We start from the raw sequence: 21,799 nt of genomic DNA on the forward strand, positions 1-21,799 counted from the left end.
AACGCGGTGCAACTTTGCAGGCGTGCATTGCCGCCCGCTGACCCTGCTTACGCCTGCCCGATCCTGCTTCCTTCTTGCCGACGATCCCGAGACACGCATGCCCATCACTGCCCGACACGTCGCCCAGTTTTCGCAGTTGCGCGAAGACCGGGCGCAGCGCGTCGTCGTGGATGACGAGAAGATTCTGCTGGTCCGCGACGGCGACACGGTGCGAGCCTATTCGGCCGACTGTCCGCATGCGGGCGGACCACTGGAGGAAGGCGCACTCTGTCGCGGCAGAATTGTTTGCCCGTGGCATAAAGGCACGTTCGACGCCGCCACCGGCAAAGTGCTGGAGCCGCCGCCGCTCGTGCCGCTCGAAAGGTATGCAGTGATAGTCGACGGCGACAACGTGCTGGTCACGCCACAAAAGCTGCCCGGCGAAACAGAACTGGCACGCACCCAGGAGCCGCATTTCGTGGTGATCGGCGCAGGGGCGGCGGGCGCCGCCGCGTGCGCGGCGTTGCGCGAATATGGCTTTACCGGCCGCGTGACCTTGATTGGCGACGAACCTCACGCGCCCTACGACCGCACGTCACTCAGCAAGTTTGTTCCTTCCAACGAGATGCCTCCTGGCGACGTTGCGCCGCTGCTGCCGACCGACTGGTACGAGCAGCACGGCGTGGAGCGGTTGGTCGCGAAGGTGGCGCGTCTTGACGTGCCCGCCCGCACGATCCACCTCGAAAGCGGCGGCGAGCTCACTTACGATACCGCGTTGCTGGCCACCGGCAGTACGCCCACCGTGCCGCGAATCTCGGGCTGTGAACTCGCCGGCGTGCACGTGCTGCGTCATCTGGACGACGCCGCCGCACTCGTCGAGGCGCTCGCCAACAGCGATACCGACGGGTTGACGCGCGACACGGCGTCCACACGGGTGGCGATTCTCGGCAGCAGTTTCATCGGGCTCGAAACTGCTGCGGCGCTGCGCAAGCGCGGCGCGCAGGTCGCGGTTATTTCGCCGGACAAGGAGCCGTTCGCAAAGCAGTTCGGCGAGCGCGTGGGCGCGATGTTTCGCGAGCTGCACGAACGCCACGGCGTGCAGTTTCATCTTCAGGCCAAGGTAGCCTCGCTCGAAGGTGAAGAAGGCAACGTGCATGAAGTGATGCTCGAAAGCGGCGAACATATTGCCGCCGACGTGGTGCTGCTCGGCACGGGTGTTGCACCTGCCACCGGTTTCGTCGAAGGACTGCCGCTGCAACACGATGGCGGCGTGATCGTGAACGCGGGCATGCAGGCCGCCCCTGGTCTTTACGCCGCTGGAGATATCGCCGTTTTTCCGCTGTATGAGAACGAGGAGCCGCTGCGCATCGAACACTGGCGCGTTGCGCAGCAGCATGCGCGCATCGCGGCTCAGAACATGTGCGGCGCGCGCAACCGCTATGACGGTGTGCCGTTTTTCTGGACCTATCACTTCGGCAAGAACTTCGAGTACCTCGGCCATGCGAGCGAATGGGACGAGCTTGTCGTCGACGGCGAACTCGAACGTCACGATTTTGCCGCGCTGTATGTAAAGAACGACAAGGTTGCCGCCGTGCTTGCCTGTAACCGCGACACACAAACCGCGCAACTGATCGAGGCGATGCGCGAGAGCGAGCTCACGCGTGAACAGGCACTGCGCATTGTCGGGCGCGACTCGTGCGGTACAGCTTGAGCAAAGCCGCGTTCCGCACGATGCCTGCTGACCGTTCAACTCTACATGCTCATGTAAAAAGCACAGCAAAAAGCACAGAACGAAGGCCGCGCGAATCGCGAGTGAATTTGCGCATCATGTTTGTTAGCTAAAGGAGAAGCGCCATGCCAGAAACCAAGGAACAACATCCGAACGCCGATAAGACGGAAAAGCAGATCGACAAGGAAGTCGAAGACACTTTTCCGGCGAGCGATCCGCCCTCGACGGGCGGCACGACCAAGATCGTGACCGACGACGAAGACACGTCTTCGGAAGACGAAGCCACCGGTAAATAGGCTCCGCCTGTCGGTGTCGGCAAAAAGACGCCCGGACGCGCAAGCGCCGGGCGTTTCTTTATTTGCGTCCTGATTGCAGCTCGCGAGCGCGTCGTTCGTTATGCGCTGGCTACCGCGACTGGCGCGTCGCTCGTGCTGTCGCCGCGCGAGTGGCAGACGGCCAGCATTTCCTGCAATGAAGTCACATAGGCGTCAGCGCCCATTGCGTTTTGCAGGTCGACGCTCCACTTTTCCAGATCTTCGGCCGACCATAGTCCGACGATGATCGACACGTTCGGCAGCCGCGCGCGAATGCGCCGGACCATGTAGCGCAAATGCGAAGGAATGCCGTCTATCTGCAGGTAAACCACGCAAACGATACCGACGTCGTCGGCATCCAGCTGGTCGATCGACGCACGCGACGCCGCTTCATGCGGCAGCCCGCGCGCCGTGAAGCCATGTTTGCCAAGCAATTGCAGCATGATCGTGGTGGCGAGAGGATCAAGCGGCCCGCGGCCTGGAATGCACAACACGCGCTGACTGGTTGCGCGCGGAGCGGCGGGCGAATTCTGCGCGCCGCGCTCGGCGATCCGCTGGGGTTCGCGTTCAGCGACGGCATCACTGACATTGTCCGGCAGTTCTTCGGCATCGCCGCGCGCCGCATGATTCGCGAACAGCCTGTGTGCCGGCATGGATGCAGGCAGTGCGTCGCGCGACGGCGCGACGGGCCCCAACTCCGCATCCGGCTGTGCGGCCGCGGCGCGCGGCGGCGGCTCGTCGGGATAACTATCGAGGCCGTCGACGAGATCGTTGGTGGTGGACTCGATGCGCGCAAGCTGCGCCGTCGTAACGCTGCCGCGCACCACGTCGTTGGCGGCCAGTTGCAGGCCCTTGATCGTCACCTCGTCGTAGTAAGCCGATAATGAACGTTCGCGCAGCAGCGCCTCGGCTTGTGCAATGGCTTCATCGGGGTCGCCCGCGAGTGCGCGCTGATAGAAGTTTTCGACCGGCGTGAGCGCGGGCTGATCGCCGAGCATCACGTCGAGAAATTCGAGCCGCCGGATATGCCGGCCAAGCACGAGCAGACACAGGGTCAACGGCGTAGAAAGAATGAGGCCAATCGGCCCCCAGATCCAGCTCCAGAAAATCGCCGCAACGACCACCGAGAACGGCGACAGTCCGGTGCTGCGTCCATATAGCAGCGGCTCCACCACCTGCCCCACCAGCAGTTCGACGGTCACGAAAAGCGCAATGCACCATACCGCCATGTCCCAACCGGGGCTCACTGCGGCGGCCAGCGCGGTGGCGAGCCCGCCCGCTATCCAGATGCCGACGTATGGCACGAGCCGCAGCAGGGCCGCGAGTATGCCCCACAGAATCGGACTGGGCACGCCGATAAAAAAGAGCCCCGCGCCTATGGCTACGCCAAGCGCCGCGTTCAGGCCCAGCTGCGAAACGAAGTAGCGGCTCAGGCGCCGCGCCGCTTCGTCCATCACCATGGTCGTGCGGTGCAGGTCGCGCGAGCCGAACAGACGAATCGCGCGGTCGCGCAGGTCGTCGCGTTGCAACAGGATTACCACCATCACGACGAACACGATGAACGCCGTCTCGAGCGGACTGATAGCCGGCGACAACACGCGGCGCGCGACTTCCAGCGGAGTCGGCACGGGCTCGCGCACTTCGACCGGCACGGCTGCGGGCGCGCGACCGTCGGCGGAAGATGCATCGCGCCGCGGCGCTGGTTGCGACGGCTCGACCGTCGCACGTTGCAGCGCCTGGCCAGCCGCTTTTGCAAAGCGGTCCAGCTTGCCGACGGTCAGCGTGTGCGCGGCCTCCATCTTGCGCTCGATCGTCGCCTGATAACGCGGCATGCCCGCGGCGAGCTCCGTCAACTGCATCGCGATCACCGCACCGAGTACGCCGATCACAGAAACGGAGATCACCACGGCCGCGAACACCGACGCAACGTGGCCGAGCTTCAGGCGCCCCAACCATTTGACGAGCGGCGCGACCAGAAAGCTCAGCAGAATCGCGAGCGTCATCGGGATCAGCACGGCCCGCGCAAAATACAGGCACGCGACCAGTCCGGCGCCGACGGCGAGCGCTATCAGCGCGTCGAGACCGAACGCGGCAGGCGGCGCGTCGATGCGCGTCGCGGGCCTGCCGCGCGGCGCTTCGGGAATGTCCTTCATGGCGCTACGTGCAGCACGTGGCCCGTTATTGTGATGCTCCCTGTCATATCGTTATTTTTTGGGCTCTTCTGCAATCGGCCCGTTTTCTACTGGCGGCGCTTCCTTCTCGATCTCGCTGCGCGCCTGTTCCCAGTACTCGTCAGGCGTGCCCTTGGGTTCGGGCGCGTGTTCCCACAGGTAGTATGCACGCGTGCGGATCTGGTCTTCCTGAGAGGTCTCGTCCTGTTCCATATGATCACCTACGGGTAAATGGGTCTCATGAATGGGGTCTCACGCATCGGGTCTCACGAATGGGGTCTCGCGAATGCCGGCATGGCGAAGCCCCGCGCATCATCGTGATGAATGCGCGTGGCTATCGTCATGGGAGCAAGTGATATTCCCGCTCAGGCGGCAGGCGGGGCTTCGGTTTCGTCCGAGGTGAGCTGCTCCTCGAGCTTGTCGAACACGCGCTGCGTCGCCCGGCTCGGCGCCTCCAGGGCGAACAGCAGCAGTGAGCGCGCCGTGACCTGATACTCGTCGCCCGCGCTGAACTGCGGCAACTCTGCACGCACCGGCATGTTGGTATCGAGCAGGCAGGTCCAGCGCTCGCCCTCCGGCACGTCGGGCAACTGGAAATTCACGACGTCGTGATGCGCGTTCAACACCAGCAGCAGCGTCGCGTCCGACGCGGGACGGCGAATGCCGCTCGCCTGCGCGCGGCCGTCGATCACAAGGCCGAAGCAGCGCATCGCAGGGTCCGCCCATTGCTCGGGCGTGAGGTCGGTGCCGTCCGGGGCGAGCCAGCGCGCGTCGGTTACGTCGAGCGCTTCGTTGTACTCGCCCGTGAGAAAGCGGCTGCGGCGCAGCACCGGCAAACGGTGCCTGAGCGTCGTCAGTTTCCTGACGAACTCGGTGAGCGCCTGGCCGTCCTCGTCGATGCCTTCCCAGTCCACCCAGCTGATCTCGTTGTCCTGGCAATACGCGTTGTTGTTGCCCTTCTGCGTGCGGCCGAATTCGTCGCCCGCGAGCAGCATCGGCGTGCCCTGCGAGAGCAGCAACGTGGCGAGCAGATTGCGCTTTTGCCGCTCGCGCTGCTGACGTATTTCGGGGTCGTCGGTGGGACCTTCGACACCCATATTCCACGAGCGGTTGTCCGAGTGACCGTCGTTGTTGTCCTCGCCGTTCGCTTCGTTATGCTTGTCGTTGTACGAAACCAGATCGTTCAGCGTGAAGCCGTCGTGCGCCGCAATGAAGTTCACGCTCGCCCACGGGCGCCGGCCGCGACGATTGAACTTGTCGCCCGAGCCTGTCATGCGTGTGGCGAGATCGGGGACCATGCCTTCGTCGCCCTTCCAGTACGCGCGCACGGTGTCGCGAAAGCGGTCGTTCCATTCGGCCCAGCCAGGCGGAAAGCCGCCCACCTGATAGCCGCCCGGACCGCAATCCCACGGCTCCGCGACCAACCGCACGCTCGAGAGAACCGGGTCTTGCCGGCAACTGTCGAGAAAGCCGCCGCCTTCGTCGAATCCGTGCGGCTCGCGACCGAGAATAGTCGCGAGATCGAAGCGGAAACCGTCCACCTTCATTTCCGTTACCCAGTAACGCAGGCTGTCAGTCACCATCTGCAGCACGCGCGGATGCGAGAGATTGAGCGTGTTGCCGGTGCCCGTGTCGTTGATGTAATAGCGCGGCTCGTCAGGCATGAGGCGATAGTACGACGCATTGTCGATGCCCTTGAACGAGAGCGTCGGGCCGCGTTCGTTGCCCTCCGCGGTGTGGTTGTACACCACGTCGAGAATCACTTCCAGACCCGCGTTGTGAAAGGCATCCACCATTCCCTTGAACTCGCCGACTGATTCCGTCGACGAAGCAAAGAAACGCGGGTCGGCCGCGAAAAAGCCGATGGTGTTGTAGCCCCAGTAGTTCGTGAGACCTTTCTCCAGCAGATAGCTGTCGTTGACGAAGGTCTGAATCGGCATGAGTTCGACCGAGGTGACGCCCAGACTGCGGATGTACTCGATCACCGCCTTTTGCCCCATTCCCGCGAAGGTGCCGCGCAGATTCTCAGGCACCTGCGGATGACGCTTCGTGAAGCCGCGCACATGCGTCTCGTAGAAAATCACGCGGTCCCACGGCAGCGGATTGCGCTCGGGATGCGTCCACGAAAAGGTGGCGTCCACCACCTTGCATTTCGGCACGAATGGCGCGCTGTCGCGCTCGTCAAACGACAGGTCGCCCTCTTCGGAGTCGAGCGTATAGCCGAAAATTTCGGGCGCCCACTTCAGTTCGCCGATATGCGCCTTCGCGTACGGATCGAGCAGCAGTTTGTTCGGATTAAAGCGGTGGCCTTTCTCCGGCTCATAGGGACCATGCACGCGGTAGCCGTAGATCGCACCGGGCTTCAGATTCGGCACGAACACGTGCCACACCTCGTCGGTATATTCGGGCAGTTCGATGCGCTCGATTTCATTCTGCCCGGTCTCGTCGAACAGACACAGTTCGACTTTGGTCGCGTGCGCCGAGAAGAGTGCGAAGTTCACGCCGGTTCCGTTCCACGTCGCGCCGAGTGGAAACGGAGTGCCTTCCGCGATGCGCGTCAAGTTACTGGCGGGAGTTGACATAGAGGTTCCTGTGGAAGCGGGGGCGCTGGCGCGCGTTCAGTGTAGGCAATATGAATAAACTGGCTCGCTCCTGTAGCAATCCGCGGGCCCGGCGATGACGCCGCCTGGCGTGCCGGGGTATGAAATTTGCAGCGACGCCCTTGAAAGCAGACTCGCCGCACCAGCGGCGCCACATAACAAGGAGAAACCATCATGCGGAACCTGCAATCTTGCACGCTGCTCGCAGCAGCGCTCTTTGCCGGCACGTTAGCGTGCACACTGAATGTCCACGCGCAAGGCGCGCCGCAATCCATCACCGAAAGACGCACCGACGTCGTGCAGCTGGCGAGCGGTTACCGCGCGTCCAAGCTCACGGGAGCAGACGTTTTCAACAAGAACAAGGACACCATCGGCACCGTCGACGATCTGATCGTGTCCCCCGGCGGCGATCGCAGCACCTACGCGATTCTGTCGGTGGGCGGATTCCTCGGCATGGGCAAGCATCTCGTCGCGGTGCCTTTTAACGACCTGCAGATCACCAATCGCCGAGTGGTTTTACCGGAGGCAACCAAAAAGTCGCTCGAAGCGCTGCCGGAATTCAAGTACGCAGATTGAAGAAAATAGCGCGCTGGGGCCCGCAGCCCCTGCAAGTCTGTGGGTGGCGTGCATGACGGACACGCACACGCCGGCAAGCCCTGCCGCCCTCAGGCAACAGCCGACGCCCCATGTCGGCAGGAACCCACTAAGCTGTAGCGCGGCCTTGCAACAGTCGGCCGCGCTACAGCCCTGGCTCACGCAAACAGCTTGTCCAGCGTAATCGGCAGTTCGCGCACGCGCTTGCCCGTCGCGTGCCAGATCGCGTTGCACACGGCCGCGGCCACGCCTACCACGCCGATTTCGCCCACCCCCTTCACACCGAGCGGATTGACGATATCGTCATGCTCCTCGACGAACAGCACGTCGATCTCGTGAATATCCGCGTTGACCGGTAGATGATACTCGGCGAGGTTGTGATTCATCTGACGGCCGATGTCGTGGTCGAACTGCCCCTCCTCGTGCAGCGCCATGCTGATGCCCCACACCACGCCGCCCGCCACCTGGTTTGCCGCGGTCTTCGGATTGACGATGTGCCCGGCGGCGACCGCGCTCACCACGCGCGTCACCCGCACGGTGCCGAGCGCTTCGTCCACGCGTACTTCGGCAAAGATCGCCGAATGCGTGCCCATCGAGTAAGCCTGCTGCTTTTCATGCGGCTTGACGCTCGCCTGTTCCTCGAGCGTCTCGAGGCCGGCGCGCGCGAGCAGCGTGTCGATGTCGATTGCGTCGTCGGCGCCTGAGCCGCATACGAGCCGCTTGCCCATGCGCCGTATGTCCTCGCGTGCGGCAGCCGCGAAACGCGCGCCGCCATACTGCCGCGCCAATTCGACAAGCCGGTTGTGCAGGCGCCTGCATGCCGCATCGACCGCACTGCCCACCGAGGACACCGTCCACGAGCCGCCTTCTAACGGCGCCTTCGGCAAGCGCGTATCGCCGAGTTCGAACACGACGTCGTGAAGCGGCACGCCGAGCGCATCCGCCGCGATCTGCGTCATCGCGGTGTAAGTGCCGGTGCCGATGTCGGCGGTCGAGCTGGAAACCGTCACCCGTGCGTCGCGCGTGAGCACGGCGCGCGCCGATGCTTCGTTTTGCATCGCGTCCCACGCACCGGTCGCCATGCCCCAACCGATCAACTCGTTGCCCTCGCGCCGTGCGCGCGGCGCGAGAGGCCGCTGGTCCCAGCCGAATCGCGCGGCGCCTTCGCGATAGCAGTCGCGCAGCGCCTTGCTGGAAAACGGCAGGTTCTTGTTCGCGTCGCGCTCCGCGTAGTTGATGAGGCGCAATTCGAGCGGGTCCATCTGCAACGCTTCGGCCAGTTCGTCCATTGCAACTTCGAGCGGAAACAGTCCTTGCGCCGCGCCCGGCGCGCGCATGTCGGCGGGCGTGGGCACGTCGAGCCTCGCGACCTTGTAGCCGAGCGTCACGTTATCGCATTGATAAAGCTGGCCCGCCCAGTTCACTACCACATCGCAATAGTCCTCGTACTGCGAGGTCTCGGACACTGCTTCGTGAATCACCGCCTGCAAGCGGCCGTCGGCCGCGGCGCCAAGCGCGACGCGCTGAATGGATTGCGGCCGATGCGCGAACGTGAACATCTGTTGGCGCGTGAGCGTGAGCCGCACGGGCCGCTTCAGCTCGAGCGCCGCCATGACCGCGAGCGCGAGATGATACTGCGGCCGCAGACCCGAACCGAACGCCCCGCCGACAAACGGCGACACCACCTGCAACTCGTCGTCCTTCAGTCCGAACACGGCCGTCAGATACGACTTGGTGTTCATCACGCCCTGAGTCTTTTCATACACGGTCAGGTGGCCATTCTCGTCCGGCACCACCGTGCAGCCATGCATTTCCATCGGGTTGTGATATTCGGCAGGCGTGCTGTAGAACGCATCGACGCGCGCCACGGCGCTTGCCAATGCGGTGTCGGCATCGCCGCGCGGCGCGGGCGGCGGATCGAAGCCGCCCTTTTCAGTGGACGGCGGCTCGGCATTCATCAGCACCTCGCCCATATCGGTCTGATGCGGGGCGGATTCATAGCGCACGTCCACCAGCGAAGCCGCATGGCGCGCGAGCTCCAGCGACTCTGCGAGCACCAGCGCCACCGGCTGGCCGCTGTACCACACGCGGTCGTCCCAGAGCGGCCTGAGCGGGCTTCCGCCGGGCGCCACCATGTCCTTGTACGGCTTGTCCTCGCGAGGCAACTCCGGGCGGTTCTGGTACGTCATCACATGCAGCACGCCGGGCAACGCCAGTGCAGCCGACGAATCGATCGACACGATTCTTCCCGCCGCAATCGTGCTCGACACGACGAAGCCATACGTGAGTCGGTTGGCCGTGAAGTCGGCCGCATACTGCGCGGCGCCGGTCACTTTCAGCCTGCCGTCCACGCGTTTGTGCGGCACGCCGCTCGCGCGCAGTGCAGGCAAAGTCTCGATACGGTTCATGGCGCCGGTTCCTCCAGTGAACGTTGCGCTGCCAGCGCGAAAGCGCGCTCGATAGCGCGCGCCGTCAGCTCGATCTTGAACGCATTGCCGCGGCGGCCGCGCGCGTCGCGCAGCAAGTCGGTGGCGAAACTGCGCACCGTGTCCGCATTCAGCGGCTTGCCGCGCAGCGACGCTTCCGCATTCCCATCGCGCCACGGCTTGTGCGCGACGCCGCCGAGCGCGCAGTGCGCGTCGACAATCGTGTCGCCGTCCAGTTCGAGGCCGAGCGCCACCGAGACCAGCGCGAACGCATACGACGCCCTGTCGCGCACTTTCACGTAAGCGTGATGTGCCGCGAAGCCCTGCTTTGGCAGCTCCACCGCGGTGATCAGCTCGTCGTCGCCCAGGTTCGTGTCGATATGGGGCGTGTCGCCAGGCAAGCGGTGAAAGTCCGCGAACGGCAGCACGCGCGAGCCCTCGGGACCGGACACGTGCACCGTGGCGTCGAGCGCGGCGAGCGCCACGCACATATCCGAGGGATGCACGGCGATACAGTGTTCGCTTGCGCCCAGAATCGCGTGCATGCGGTTCACGCCTTCCATTGCCGGGCAGCCGGTGCCTGGCTCGCGCTTGTTGCAGCGCGTGCCGACATCGTAGAAATAGAGGCAGCGCGTGCGTTGCAACAGATTGCCGCCGACACTCGCCACGTTGCGGATCTGCGGCGACGCGCCCGCCAGAATCGCCTTTGCGAGCAACGGGTAGCGCGCGTTCACCGTGGCGTCGTAAGCAGCTGCGCTGTTGGTCACGAGCGCGCCGATTTTCAGTCCGCCACCGGTGGTCGGTTCGATCTGCTTGAGCGGCAGGCGGTTGATGTCGACCACGAACTGCGGATGCACGACGTCCTCGCGCCATAAGTCGACCAGATTCGTGCCGCCCGCGATAAACGCAGCGGCGCCATTCTCGCGGTGCTGCTGGATGGCTTGACGCACTTCGCTCGCGCGTGCGTAGGAGAAACGGTTCATGGCCGCGCTCCTGCATCGGTCTTGTCGGCTGCATCCAGAATCGCAGCGACGATGTTGGTATAAGCGCCGCAGCGGCACAGGTTGCCGCTCATCAGTTCGCGCACCTCGTCGGCGGTTTTCGCGTGGCCCTCCTGCAGCATCGCGACGGCCGAGCAGATCTGACCCGGCGTGCAGTAACCGCATTGAAAGGCATCGTGATCGATAAACGCCTGTTGCACAGGGTGTAACGCTTCGCCGTTCGCCAGTCCTTCGATTGTCGTAATCGAGGCTCCGTCGTACACGACCGCGAGCGCGAGGCAGGTGTTGATGCGCTGACCGTTCACAATCGCGGTGCACGCGCCGCATTGGCCGTGATCGCAGCCTTTCTTGGTGCCGGTCAGATGGCAGTGTTCACGCAGCAGATCGAGCAGCGACGTCCAGGCTTGCAACTGGAATTCATGCCGCTTACCGTTGATCTCGAAGCTCACTGGTACGCGCTGCACGTCGTCTGGCACGACGTCCAGCGGCATTTCCGCAGTGGTTGTATTCATGGGGGGTTTCTCCTGACGATGGGTCACGCACAGGGAGCGCTAAGAACGAACTACTCACGTGCGCAATCGCTGTGCCCGGCAGGAATACAGGTCTCGATACGAACGGGCGGTGTGACGAAAAGCCCCCGCCCGCCCGAGTGCGCAGACAGCGCCGCCCGCGGATTGATCAATATGCCTAAATAATCGGCGAGCCGCCCGTCACGGCGATAGTCGCGCCAGAGATATAACTGGCTTCGTCGGAGGCGAGCATGACGTAAGCCGGTGCGAGTTCGGCGGGTTGGCCCGGCCGTTTCATCGGCACCTGCTGGCCGAATTTTTCGACTTTTTCCGGCGGCATGGTCGACGGAATGAGCGGTGTCCAGATCGGCCCAGGCGCCACGCAATTCACGCGAATGCCCTTCTCGGCCAGCAGTTGCGCAAGCCCGCCGGTGAAATTCTGGATCGCGCCCTTGGTGGTCGCGTAGGCGAGCAAGCCCGGATTCGGATGGTCCGCGTTGATCGAGGTAGTGTTTACAATCGCGCCGCCCGGCTTCATGTGCTTGACGGCCGCGCGCGTAATCCTGAACATCGCGCCGATATTGGTATCGAAGGTCTTGTCCCACTCTTCGTCGGTGATCGCGTCGAGAGACGGGTAGGTCATCTGATACGCAGCGTTGTTCACGACCACATCGAGCCGGCCGAATTCCTGCACCGCTTTGTCGACAATCGCGTTGCAATGCGCGCGGTCCGTAATGTCGCCCGGCATCAGCACCGCCTTGCGGCCTGCTTTTTCGACCCAGCGCGCGGTTTCGCGCGCATCGTCGTCTTCGTTCAGGTAGGCGATCAGCACGTCCGCGCCTTCGCGCGCGAACGCAATGGCCACTGCGCGGCCAATTCCGCTGTCGCCTCCCGTGATGATCGCCGCCTTGCCTGCAAGCCGGCCCGAGCCCTTATATGACTTCTCGCCGTGATCGGGCTGCGGTTGCATGGGCGCTGTGCGGCCCGGCGTCTGATCCTGCTGTTGCCCTTCGAACGGCGGTGTAGGACGTTCTGTGTCGCTCATACGATCCTCCAGAATGCTGATTAACATGTGCGGCGTGCAAAGCGCACGGCATCATTGCCGAATCAGCAACCGGCGGGCCAGCGTGGCGTGCGAGATGGCGGTGCATGCGTGACGCCCACAGTGCGTGTCGACGCAAAAAGCCCGGAAATGAAGCATGAAGAGAGGTGAGCTTGTGGGTGGCTCAACGGCGATTCAGGAGACAGCCGGGTGCGTGCATGGAACGTACAACGCGGAACGCCCACCACCCAACACCGTGCGGCAACCCGCCAATCGCAGTTTTTTCAAAGCTCGCGCAGGCTTTACGGCGGCCCTGCCGCGTGCAGAGCCGCAGCCGATTCGAGCACGCGCAGCAGCCGCTCCGGCGTGAGCGGCTTTGCGCAATGCGCGTCGAAACCGACTGCGCGCGCGCGAGCGCGGTCGTCACGCGACGCAAAGGCGGTGCATGCGACGAGCAACATGTGCGCCGTGGCCGGATGCGCACGCAAGCGCCGCGCAAGCTCGAAACCGTCGAGTCCCGGCATCTTGATGTCCAGCACCACGGCAAACGGCTGCCACGCGCACGCCATGTCGCATACCTCGTGCGGATTTTCAAGTGCGCGGCATTCGAATCCGTCCGCGTTCAACAGCATCTGCAGCGCGTCCGCCGCCTCGCGATAGTCGTCCACCACCAGCACGCGGCGATGTGAAGCCATCGCATACTGGATAGGCCGCCATACAACCACGTCTTCGCTGTCGTCGAGTCGGTTATCGAGCGTCACCCTTGCCTCCCTGGTCGCTGCTTGCCGCGTCGCGGCATCCGGCACACGGCCGCAAGATTCGCTCCCGCGCTGCACCGCGTGGTTGATTACATGCATTCTGAGTGGCAGCGAGGTTCAAGCCGCCCGATCGTCGATGAAACCCTTCAGCATCGCGAGCGTGTCGGCGTCGTCGATATGCTTGTCCGTGCGCCAGCGCAGCATGCGCGGAAAGCGCACGGCCACGCCCGACTTGTGGCGCGGGCTCGCCTGAATGCCCTCGAAGCCGATTTCGAACACGAGTGTCGGCGTGACACTGCGCACCGGTCCGAACTTCTCGATCGTAGTCTTGCGCACGATTGCGTCAACCTGGCGCATTTCCTCATCGGTAAGACCCGAATAGGCTTTCGCGAAGGGTACTAGCGTTCGGACTCCGTTGGCTTCGTCCCACACTGCGAACGTGAAATCGGTGTACAGGCTTGCGCGGCGGCCGTGTCCGCGTTGTGCATAAACCAGTACTGCGTCTACCGCATAAGGATCGATCTTCCATTTCCACCATGTGCCGGAAGCTTTCGTGCGGCCCACGCCGTACAGCGACTCGCGCTCTTTCAGCATCAACCCTTCGACGCCGCGCGCGCGGCTCTCTTCACGCAGCGCGGCAAGTGCCTGCCAGTCGGCACCGCAAACAAGCGGGGAAACGCGCAGCAGATCGCGCGCGAGCGGGTTCTCGAGCGACACGGCAAGCGAGTCCAGACGCGCGCGCCGCTCAATGAGCGGCGCCATGCGCAAGTCCTCGCCATGTGCTTCCAGCAGATCGTAGGCAAGCAATGCGGCCGGCGAATCAGTGAGAACCTTTTTGGTCAGCGTCTTGCGCGCGATGCGCGGTTGCAGACGCGCGAACGGCAACGGCGCGGCGGCGCCCGGCTCCCACGCGAGAATTTCACCGTCGATCACGAACCCGTCCGGCAACGCCTCGCCGAGCGCGGCGACTTCCGGAAAGCGATCGGTAATCAGGTCCTCGCCGCGCGACCACAACCACACGCGTCCCGCACGCTTGACGAGTTGCGCGCGAATGCCATCCCACTTCCATTCGATCAGCCAGCGTGACGGATCGCCCAGCGTGCCCGGTTCGGTCTGCAACGGATGCGCGAGAAAAAATGGATACGGCAGGCCCAGATCGCTGTCGTGCCGCTCTATCGCGTGCTGCGCGTCGTCTCCCGCAACATCGGTCGCCTCGGGCGCAATGAGCCGCAAATAGCGCGCGGCGTCCGGCTTTTGCCGGGAATCGGTCCATCCGACCATGCGCTGCGCAATGCGCTTGTGGTCGATGCCGGCTACCTCGGCCAGCGCGCGCACCACCAGTTGCCGCGCGACGCCCACGCGAAAGCCGCCGCCAATCAGCTTGGTGAGCAGAAAGCGACCGCTCCAGTCGAGTTCGTCCCAATAGCTGAAAAGACGCGTGCGCAGCTCTTCGGGCGCGAGACCCCGCAAGGGCAGCACGCGCTGCTCGATCCACTGTGTCAGTCCGAGCTCGGAGCTACGTTGTGCGGGCGGCAGAATATGCGCAATAGTCTCCGCAAGATCGCCCACTGCGTGATACGACTCCTCGAAAAGCCACGCGGGCAAGCCCGCGCGTTCCCGCGCGAACTCCGTGAGCAGGCGTGTAGGCACCGATTGCCGCGGCTTGCCGCCCGCCAGAAAGTACGACGCCCATGCTGCGTCTTCAGGCTCGGCAATGGAGAAATAGCTGGTCAGCGCCTCCAGTTTGTCATGCGTGGAGGTGGTCGCGTCGAGCGCGGTGTAGAGAGCAGCGAAGCGCTTCATGAACGGCTCGCGGTGTCGCCCAGCTCGGCAGCGGAGCCTTCGTTGCTGGGCTCAGGCGCAAGGCTGTCTTGTGCAACGGCGTCTTGTCCAGCGGGCTCTTGTGCAACGGTTTCCGCGCCGCCCAGCGCATCGGCTTCGACAGTGTCGTCGCCATATTGCGTCGCGAAAGCGCCGGCCTCGAGGCCCTGCTCGCGCAGCCAGCGCACCATCGGCTCGACAGAGCCATGCGTGACGATCACCCGCTCTGCGCCGCTCGCGTGAATCGCCGTTTGCAGCGCGGGCCAATCCGCATGATCGGAAAGCACGAAGCCGCGGTCGACGCCGCGTCTGCGGCGCGCGCCGCGCAAGCGCATCCAGCCCGACGCGAATGCGTCGCTATAGTCGCCAAAGCGTCTGAGCCACGCGCTGCCCTGCGCCGAGGGCGGCGCGACGATCAGCGCCTCTTTGAACACGGCCTTGTCTTTCGGCGCAATTTCGCTGACGAGCCGTATCGGCGGCAACCGCACGCCGGCCTCGCGATACGCGCGATTCAGGGGCTCCACAGCGCCATGACAGAAGATCGGCCCGATGGCCGCGTCGACGCTCGCGAGAACCCGCTGCGCCTTGCCGAACGAATAGCAGAACAGCACCGACGCGCGACCTTGGGCGGCGTTGTGACGCCACCATGAATCCACGCCGTCGAACACGCTTTGCGGCGGGTCCCACCGGTAGATCGGCAAACCGAAAGTGGATTCGGTGATAAACGTGTCGCAACGCACGGGCTCGAATGCATCGCACGTGGGATCGGGGTCCAGCTTGTAGTCGCCGGAAGCGACCCACACGCGGCCACGATGCTCGATGCGCAATTGCGCGGAACCCAGTACATGTCCCGCCGGATGCAGCGATACGGTCACGCCGTTGATGTCGAGCCGCTCGCCGTATGCAAGCGTTTGCAGCGAGATGTCAGGCAGGCGCGAGAGCAGCACGTTCGCCCCCGCGCGCGAGCCGAGATAGTGCCGATGGCCGAAGCGCGCGTGATCCGAATGGGCATGCGTAATCACGGCGCGCTCAACAGGCTGCCACGGATCGATATAGAAATCGCCCGGCGGACAATACAAACCCTCGGGCCGTGCAATGACGAGGTCCCCGGGGCCGGCATGGTCCGCCGCGATAGTCGATGCTGGTTCGAATGCCATGTTGCACAACAGAAGCAAAGCCTATTCCCGGCGGTGCCTGCACTGCCTGCACTGGCGGCGAGCAATACGCGAGAGGTCACGACCGCCCCCTTCGCGAACAGTATGAACAAGGCCCCTTAGGGCATGGCGGCATTCTTGCTTACCCGCATACAAAGCGCGTCCGTATGCGCCGCCCGTCGGCGGCCCGAGACGCGCGCGTGGCGAGGACCCATGCCCTTCATCATCGATCGGCGCACGCTTTACGTCGCACAACATCCCGGCCGCTTCACGCTTGAAACGCTGAAGGCTTTCCGCGCGAACCAGGGGCTGCTGCTCGCCGGCGCGGTGGCCTATTACGCGCTGCTCTCCATCGTGCCGCTGATGATACTGATCGTCATCGCACTGTCGCGCGTCGTGCCGCAGCACCTTTTGCTGCCCGCCCTGGGGCACCTGTTGCAGTGGCTCGTGCCTGGCCAGTCGCGCGCGCTCGTGCAGGAATTGGCCAATTTTCTCGCCCATCGCGCGGTGATCGGTTGGGTGCTGTTCGTCACGATGCTGTTCTTCAGTTCGCTCGCCTTCACGGTGCTGGAAAACGCGATGTCGTTGATCTTCGTTCATCGCGTGGCCATCAGGCGGCGCCATTTCCTGCTTTCTGCGCTGCTGCCATATTGCTACATTCTGTTTCTCGGCGTCGGCGCGCTGATTGTTACCGTCGTGTCGAGCGGACTCGAGGCGGTAGGCGCAGAAGGCTTCGATTTCTTCGGTACATACGTTTCGCTGCAAGGCCCTTCGCGCGTGCTGCTGTACCTGCTCGGTCTGGCCGGCGAGATTTTCGTCTTGACGTCGATCTATATGGTGATGCCGGTCGGGCGGCCATCGATCAGGCACGCGCTATTTGGCGGCATTGTGGCCGCCGTGTTGTGGGAGATCACGCGGCACGTGCTCGTGTGGTACTTCGCCACGCTTTCGCAAGTCAGCGTGGTTTACGGGTCGCTCACCATGGCAATCGTCATTCTGTTCAGCCTGGAATGGCTTGCGACATTGCTGCTGTTCGGTGCGCAGGTAATCGCGCAATACGAGCGCTTCGGGCTCGAGCCGCAAGGCGCGCCGAAGCAGCCCATCAAGACCGGCTGAGCCCTGCGAGCAGCGCGCGCGGCCCGCAGGCGCCGAGCGCAGCGGATCCCGCGGTTGCAACCGGCTGCGGTAACATGGCGCGCATCGTGCCCCTGCGGCACGCCACAGGACCGCACAATGAGCATCGTTCAGCGCACTCACGTCTCCCACTGTTTGCAGAGGGCCGCAGCGTATGCTTGACGAAGCGCTGGTCGCAGGCAAACTCGCCGAGCGTGGTCTCGTTCCCGATGCCAGGCAACGCGCTGCAATCGCGGCGCTCGTCGCACTGTTCGTTACGCCTCGCGGCGGCAGAGACTCGCGCTATCAGGGAGTTTATTGCCACGGATTGCCGGGGCGCGGCAAGAGCCTCGTGGTCGACACCGTGTTCGACCTCGTGGAAGGCCGCAAGCGGCGGCTGCACTTTCACGAGTTTCTGCGCGAGATGAACCAGCGCCTCGTGAACGAGCCGCGCGGCGACGACCGGCTCGGCTCGGTGTCCAAACAATGGCTCGACGGTATCGAGCTGTTGTGCTTCGACGAATTCCACGTGCACGACATTGCCGATGCTTTTCTGATGGGCCGTTTTCTCGACACGGCTATCAAGCTCGGCACGCGCATCATGCTCACATCCAACTATGCGCCGGACAGCCTGCTTTCCGACCCCGAGTTTCATGAGCGTTTCGTGCCCACCATCGAGCAGATCAAGCAGCACTTTTGCGTGATTCATTTCGACGGCGCGCGCGACTATCGTTTCGGCGGCGAGGCGCATCCTTCGCCGCGCTTTTTCTCGCCGCTCGACGCAGCCACCGGCAATGCCCTGCGTGACGTCTTCCTGCGCCATGAGAGCAGCGGCGCACTGGAAGCGACCAAGGTCAGCGCCGCGGGCCGTCCGCTGATTGCGCGCGCGGTGGGTGCCGCCATGCTGTGGGCCGACTTCGAAACGCTGTGCGTGGAGAGCCGCTCGCACCTGGACTACCTGGACCTGGCCGAGCGCTGGCACGGCTTCATTGTCGATAACGTGCATACCGGGTGGCTGACCCGATCGCATACGCTGCAGCGGCTCGTGTGGCTCGTCGATATTCTCTACGATCGCAAGCGTGCGCTCTTCATTGCGTCGGACCAGCCGATTCACGCTGCATTGCGCGGTCTCGAAGGTGCACACGATCTGTCGAGGACGCTGAGCCGCCTCGCGGAAATGGAATCGCGCGCGTACCGCAATACACTCGACGATGCGCTCGCACAGCCGATGCCCAGCAGGAGTGAGAGCTAACGCGAGTCCAGGCGCAAGATCAGGCGTCGGGTGTGCACTCGCCGCTGAAGCAGGAATGCACCGTGCTACCGCCGTGCAGACGAGTCAATCTTCAGCGGATTAGCACCCGCCCCTCTCACGATGATCAGAACTGCTTCGCTCGCGGCCGCGCTTTGCGCGGCTTGTCTTTCTTCTGCCTGCGTGCATATCGGACCTTCGCGCCTGAAAGCCGATCAGGTCGATTACGCTCGCGCACTGGGCGACGCGAAAAAGCGCGAGATCCTCGCAGCCGTGGTCGGCCTGCGCTATGGCGACGCGCCCGCCTTTCTGACCGTCAGCAGCATCATCGCGGCCTATACCTTCGATGCAAGCGGCGGCGCGACCGCCAACGCAGGCTCTGGCAGCCAGCCCAACTATGCGCTTGCCACGGGCAGCGTGTCGTATTCGAACCACCCTACCTTCACGTTCACGCCGACTACCGGCGAAGCGTTCGCCTCCGCCTACATCCGGCCGCTCGCGCCCGCACTCGTGCTGCCGCTCGCCGAGGGCGGCATTCCGATCGACCTGCTGTTGCGCATTACCGCGCAATCCGTAGGCGGCTTGCAGAACGGCAATGCGCTCGGCGGAGAAAACAGTGCCGGCGCGCCGGGCTTTTTCGAATTGCTGCGCGCCCTGCGGCGCTTGCAACTCGCGGGCGAGCTGAACGTGGAGTCGCGCAAGGTGGGCGAGAAGAACGACCAGATGAGCGTGTTCCTCGTCATGGGCGCCACCACCAGCGGCGACTCGCCACAAATCAGCGCCGATGTCGCGCGCGTGCGCAAGCTGCTGCATCTCTCATCGAATACGCGCAGCTACGAAATCGTGTACGGGCCTTCGTCCGCGTGGCACAAGGCCGACAAGATACCGATGGTCACGCGCTCCGTGCTCGGCATCCTGACCGATCTGGGCGCGCAGGTGCAGGTGCCGACCGAGCGCATCAGCGACGGCTCGACAAAGCCGACCGTCGGCCTGATCGGCGGCGAGACGAGGCCGACCATCATCGTGCACTCCGGCAAGACAGCGCCCGACAATGCGTACGTGACGATCCCGTATGGTGCGTCGGCTTACTGGGTGGAGCGCAACGACTTCGACTCGAAATACGCATTCACGGTCGTGCAGAACCTGATGGCGCTCGCCGAGGCCGACACGAGCAACAAGGCACCTGTCGTGACGATCCCGGCGAACTGAACGATGCGATCAATGCGGCACGGGTCGCCTTACTGGCCGGCGCCCTTTGCCTGCACACGCGCAATCTGCTGTTTGGCCGCTTCATACACGTGCTCGGGCGTGAAGCCGAACTTTTTCTTCAGATCCGCAAGCGGCGCGGAAGCGCCAAACGTGTGCATCACCACCTGCGCACCTTGCCTGCCGACGTAGCGGTCCCAGCCGAGCGACGCGGCCTGCTCGACGGCCACGCGCGCGTCGATGTCGGGCGGCAACACGCTGTCGCGATACGCTTCGTCCTGCCGCTCGAACAGATCCCATGACGGCATGGACACCACGCGCGCCGCAATGCCCTCGGCCTTTAGCTTCTCGTACACGTCGACGCAGATAGAAAGCTCACTGCCGGTGGCGAGCAGAATGACCTGCGGCTTCTGTCCGTCGGGTGCATCCGCGAGCACATAGGCGCCCTTCTTCACGCCCTCGGCGGACGCATAGCGGCTGCGGTCCAAAGTAGGCAGCGGCTGCCGCGACACGACAATGCACGCCGGACGCCGCTTTTGCGCAAGCGCGACGCGCCATGCCTGCGCCACTTCGTTCGCATCGCCGGGACGCAGCACCGTGAGCCCGGGCACACCGCGCAGCGACGCGAGCTGCTCGATCGGCTGGTGCGTCGGCCCGTCTTCGCCGACACCGATCGAATCGTGCGTGAACACGTAGACCGCCTCGACCTCCATGATTGCCGACAGACGAATCGGCGGCTTCATGTAGTCACTGAAAATCAGGAACGTGGAGCCGTAGGGCCGCAGGTTCGACAACGCGAGACCGTTGACCACCGCGCCCATGCCGTGTTCGCGAATGCCGAAGTGCAGATTGCGGCCACCGTAGTTGTCATATTCGAAGCTGCCCGCGCCCTCGAATTTCAGGTTCGTTTTCGTGGACGGCGCGAGATCGGCCGCGCCGCCGATTATCCAGGGCACGCGCGCGGCAATCGCGTTCAGCACCTTGCCCGACGAGTCGCGCGAGGCCATGCCTTTCGGGTCCGCGTCGAAAGTGGGAATGTCGTTGTCCCAGCCCACCGGCAAGTCATGCGCTTCGATCAGTGCGAATTCGCGCGAGAGTTCCGGATACTGCTTGCTATAGGCGTCGTACCTGGCCTGCCATTCCTCGCGTGCCGCCTTGCCGCGCGCGCCGATGCCGGCGGCAAAGCGCTCGTGCACGCCGTCGGGCACGTAGAAAAATTTGTCCTCGGGCCAGCCGTAGAACTTCTTGGTGAGCGCCACTTCCTCCACACCGAGCGCTTCGCCGTGTGCTGCGGCGGTGTCCTGCTTGTTCGGCGCACCCCAGCCAATAACGCTGTTGACCACGATCAGCGTCGGCCGGTCCGTCACGCTCTTTGCCTCGACGAGGGCGGCTTCGAGCGCGGCCGCGTCGTTTGCGTCGTCCACATGCAGCGTGTGCCAGCGGTAGCCGCGAAAACGGCTCTCCACGTCGTCGCTATAGGCGAGATCGGTGTGCCCTTCGATCGTCACGCGATTGCTGTCGTAGATCCAGATGAGGTTCGAGAGCTTCAGATGCCCCGCAAGCGACGCGGCTTCGTGCGAAATGCCTTCCATCATGTCGCCGTCGCCACAAAGCGCATAGACGCGATAGTCGAAGAGCGGCGCATCCGGCTTGTTGAAGCGGCTCTCGTACCAGCGCGCCGCCATTGCCATGCCGACACTGTTGCCGAGGCCCTGGCCGAGCGGGCCCGTGGTGGTTTCGACACCCGTCGTCATCCGGTACTCCGGGTGGCCAGGCGTCTTGCTGTCTATCTGCCGGAAGCGCTCGATATCCGCGAGCGACACCGCGGGCTGGCCGGTGGGCTTGCCGTCTTCGTCGACAGCCTTCACGTTCGCGAGATGCAGCAGCGAATACAGCAGCATCGACGCGTGCCCGACCGACAGCACGAAGCGGTCGCGATTGGGCCACAACGGCTCTTCGGGGTCGTAGCGCAGATGGTTCTGCCACAGATGGTAGGCAACCGGCGCGAGCGCCATCGGCGTGCCTGGGTGGCCGGAATTGGCCTTCTGAACAGCGTCCATCGACAGGGTGCGGATGGTATTGATGCACAACTGATCGAGGGCGGGATCGTTTTGCATGAGACACTCCTTGTTC

Annotated in this window: 17 protein-coding genes; 6 read left to right on the forward strand and 11 right to left on the reverse strand. The window is 63.9% G+C overall.

Annotated elements, in window-relative coordinates; all coding sequences use genetic code 11:
• The first annotated feature begins 97 nt into the window (after positions 1 to 97).
• Together JNB89_RS00360 and JNB89_RS00365 are read left to right on the forward strand one after the other, a co-directional pair.
• Entirely contained in the window at positions 98 to 1,690 is a 1,593-nt protein-coding gene (locus JNB89_RS00360; RefSeq protein WP_220360830.1) for an FAD-dependent oxidoreductase, read from the forward strand.
• Positions 1,691 to 1,833: 143 nt separating this feature from the next.
• On the forward strand, positions 1,834 to 2,004 hold the full coding sequence (locus tag JNB89_RS00365; RefSeq protein WP_220360831.1) for a hypothetical protein: 171 nt from the start codon (positions 1,834 to 1,836) through the stop codon (positions 2,002 to 2,004).
• Positions 2,005 to 2,102: 98 nt separating this feature from the next.
• Here the strand turns inward: JNB89_RS00365 and JNB89_RS00370 are convergent, their stop codons facing one another.
• The 3 genes from JNB89_RS00370 to glgX form a co-directional block, all read right to left on the reverse strand.
• Positions 2,103 to 4,175: an AI-2E family transporter gene (locus JNB89_RS00370; RefSeq protein WP_220360832.1), complete on the reverse strand. Its 2,073-nt coding sequence runs from the start codon at positions 4,173 to 4,175 to the stop codon at positions 2,103 to 2,105.
• A 51-nt stretch (positions 4,176 to 4,226) separates the two neighbouring features.
• Positions 4,227 to 4,406, reverse strand: a complete 180-nt coding sequence (locus tag JNB89_RS00375) for a DUF2934 domain-containing protein (protein WP_013341176.1) — start codon at positions 4,404 to 4,406, stop codon at positions 4,227 to 4,229.
• Positions 4,407 to 4,558: 152 nt separating this feature from the next.
• Positions 4,559 to 6,775, reverse strand: a complete 2,217-nt coding sequence (gene glgX / locus JNB89_RS00380) for a glycogen debranching protein GlgX (RefSeq protein WP_220360833.1) — start codon at positions 6,773 to 6,775, stop codon at positions 4,559 to 4,561.
• A gap of 192 nt (positions 6,776 to 6,967) precedes the next feature.
• Here glgX and JNB89_RS00385 point away from each other — a divergent pair, with 192 nt between their 5' ends.
• On the forward strand, positions 6,968 to 7,369 hold the full coding sequence (locus JNB89_RS00385) for a PRC-barrel domain-containing protein (protein ID WP_220360834.1): 402 nt from the start codon (positions 6,968 to 6,970) through the stop codon (positions 7,367 to 7,369).
• A 176-nt stretch (positions 7,370 to 7,545) separates the two neighbouring features.
• On the opposite strand, the gene JNB89_RS00390 is transcribed toward JNB89_RS00385, so the two are convergent.
• The 7 genes from JNB89_RS00390 to JNB89_RS00420 all read right to left on the reverse strand — a co-directional run bounded on the left by JNB89_RS00390 (position 7,546) and on the right by JNB89_RS00420 (position 16,101).
• The gene (locus JNB89_RS00390; protein ID WP_220360835.1) at positions 7,546 to 9,795 is read right to left on the reverse strand and encodes a xanthine dehydrogenase family protein molybdopterin-binding subunit; all 2,250 of its coding nucleotides are present in this window, start codon (positions 9,793 to 9,795) and stop codon (positions 7,546 to 7,548) included.
• Entirely contained in the window at positions 9,792 to 10,796 is a 1,005-nt protein-coding gene (locus tag JNB89_RS00395; protein WP_220360836.1) for an FAD binding domain-containing protein, read from the reverse strand. The genes JNB89_RS00390 and JNB89_RS00395 overlap by 4 nt, the downstream gene beginning before the upstream one ends.
• Complete coding sequence (locus tag JNB89_RS00400; RefSeq protein ID WP_220360837.1) at positions 10,793 to 11,326, reverse strand: (2Fe-2S)-binding protein; 534 nt, start codon at positions 11,324 to 11,326, stop codon at positions 10,793 to 10,795. Before JNB89_RS00400 ends, JNB89_RS00395 begins: the two co-directional genes overlap by 4 nt.
• Before the next feature lie 175 nt (positions 11,327 to 11,501).
• Positions 11,502 to 12,368: an SDR family oxidoreductase gene (locus JNB89_RS00405; protein ID WP_220360838.1), complete on the reverse strand. Its 867-nt coding sequence runs from the start codon at positions 12,366 to 12,368 to the stop codon at positions 11,502 to 11,504.
• Positions 12,369 to 12,667: 299 nt separating this feature from the next.
• Positions 12,668 to 13,126, reverse strand: a complete 459-nt coding sequence (locus JNB89_RS00410; RefSeq protein WP_013341183.1) for a response regulator — start codon at positions 13,124 to 13,126, stop codon at positions 12,668 to 12,670.
• A 114-nt stretch (positions 13,127 to 13,240) separates the two neighbouring features.
• Entirely contained in the window at positions 13,241 to 14,926 is a 1,686-nt protein-coding gene (locus JNB89_RS00415; RefSeq protein WP_220360839.1) for an ATP-dependent DNA ligase, read from the reverse strand.
• Entirely contained in the window at positions 14,923 to 16,101 is a 1,179-nt protein-coding gene (locus JNB89_RS00420) for a ligase-associated DNA damage response exonuclease (protein ID WP_220360840.1), read from the reverse strand. Before JNB89_RS00420 ends, JNB89_RS00415 begins: the two co-directional genes overlap by 4 nt.
• Before the next feature lie 210 nt (positions 16,102 to 16,311).
• On the opposite strand from JNB89_RS00420, the gene JNB89_RS00425 reads away from it, so the two are divergent.
• From JNB89_RS00425 to JNB89_RS00435, 3 genes are all read left to right on the forward strand, one after another.
• Positions 16,312 to 17,214, forward strand: coding sequence for a YihY/virulence factor BrkB family protein (locus JNB89_RS00425; RefSeq protein WP_013341186.1), 903 nt, complete (start codon positions 16,312 to 16,314; stop codon positions 17,212 to 17,214).
• A gap of 172 nt (positions 17,215 to 17,386) precedes the next feature.
• Positions 17,387 to 18,463 (forward strand): cell division protein ZapE, encoded by a 1,077-nt coding sequence (gene zapE / locus JNB89_RS00430; RefSeq protein ID WP_220360841.1) that lies wholly within the window; start codon positions 17,387 to 17,389, stop codon positions 18,461 to 18,463.
• Positions 18,464 to 18,583: 120 nt separating this feature from the next.
• Positions 18,584 to 19,669, forward strand: coding sequence for a hypothetical protein (locus JNB89_RS00435; RefSeq protein ID WP_013341188.1), 1,086 nt, complete (start codon positions 18,584 to 18,586; stop codon positions 19,667 to 19,669).
• A 29-nt stretch (positions 19,670 to 19,698) separates the two neighbouring features.
• Here JNB89_RS00435 and tkt read toward each other — a convergent pair whose 3' ends face one another.
• Positions 19,699 to 21,783: a transketolase gene (gene tkt, locus JNB89_RS00440; RefSeq protein WP_220360842.1), complete on the reverse strand. Its 2,085-nt coding sequence runs from the start codon at positions 21,781 to 21,783 to the stop codon at positions 19,699 to 19,701.
• Positions 21,784 to 21,799: the final 16 nt, after the last annotated feature.

This window comes from Paraburkholderia phenoliruptrix, from assembly GCF_019511605.1.
In the GTDB taxonomy this organism is placed as follows: Bacteria; Pseudomonadota; Gammaproteobacteria; order Burkholderiales; family Burkholderiaceae; genus Paraburkholderia; species Paraburkholderia phenoliruptrix_A.

What these genes read in the sequence shown, in the direction of transcription:
- JNB89_RS00365 (WP_220360831.1), top strand. Translation starts at nt 1,834, where the DNA reads ATGCCAGAAACCAAGGAACAACATCCGAACGCCGATAAGACGGAAAAG.
- JNB89_RS00400 (WP_220360837.1), bottom strand. Translation starts at nt 11,326, where the DNA reads ATGAATACAACCACTGCGGAAATGCCGCTGGACGTCGTGCCAGACGAC.
- JNB89_RS00360 (WP_220360830.1), top strand. Translation starts at nt 98, where the DNA reads ATGCCCATCACTGCCCGACACGTCGCCCAGTTTTCGCAGTTGCGCGAA.
- JNB89_RS00370 (WP_220360832.1), bottom strand. Translation starts at nt 4,175, where the DNA reads ATGAAGGACATTCCCGAAGCGCCGCGCGGCAGGCCCGCGACGCGCATC.
- JNB89_RS00415 (WP_220360839.1), bottom strand. Translation starts at nt 14,926, where the DNA reads ATGAAGCGCTTCGCTGCTCTCTACACCGCGCTCGACGCGACCACCTCC.
- zapE (WP_220360841.1), top strand. Translation starts at nt 17,387, where the DNA reads ATGCTTGACGAAGCGCTGGTCGCAGGCAAACTCGCCGAGCGTGGTCTC.
- JNB89_RS00375 (WP_013341176.1), bottom strand. Translation starts at nt 4,406, where the DNA reads ATGGAACAGGACGAGACCTCTCAGGAAGACCAGATCCGCACGCGTGCA.
- JNB89_RS00385 (WP_220360834.1), top strand. Translation starts at nt 6,968, where the DNA reads ATGCGGAACCTGCAATCTTGCACGCTGCTCGCAGCAGCGCTCTTTGCC.
- JNB89_RS00395 (WP_220360836.1), bottom strand. Translation starts at nt 10,796, where the DNA reads ATGAACCGTTTCTCCTACGCACGCGCGAGCGAAGTGCGTCAAGCCATC.
- JNB89_RS00405 (WP_220360838.1), bottom strand. Translation starts at nt 12,368, where the DNA reads ATGAGCGACACAGAACGTCCTACACCGCCGTTCGAAGGGCAACAGCAG.
- JNB89_RS00420 (WP_220360840.1), bottom strand. Translation starts at nt 16,101, where the DNA reads ATGGCATTCGAACCAGCATCGACTATCGCGGCGGACCATGCCGGCCCC.
- glgX (WP_220360833.1), bottom strand. Translation starts at nt 6,775, where the DNA reads ATGTCAACTCCCGCCAGTAACTTGACGCGCATCGCGGAAGGCACTCCG.
- JNB89_RS00390 (WP_220360835.1), bottom strand. Translation starts at nt 9,795, where the DNA reads ATGAACCGTATCGAGACTTTGCCTGCACTGCGCGCGAGCGGCGTGCCG.
- JNB89_RS00425 (WP_013341186.1), top strand. Translation starts at nt 16,312, where the DNA reads ATGCCCTTCATCATCGATCGGCGCACGCTTTACGTCGCACAACATCCC.
- JNB89_RS00435 (WP_013341188.1), top strand. Translation starts at nt 18,584, where the DNA reads ATGATCAGAACTGCTTCGCTCGCGGCCGCGCTTTGCGCGGCTTGTCTT.
- tkt (WP_220360842.1), bottom strand. Translation starts at nt 21,783, where the DNA reads ATGCAAAACGATCCCGCCCTCGATCAGTTGTGCATCAATACCATCCGC.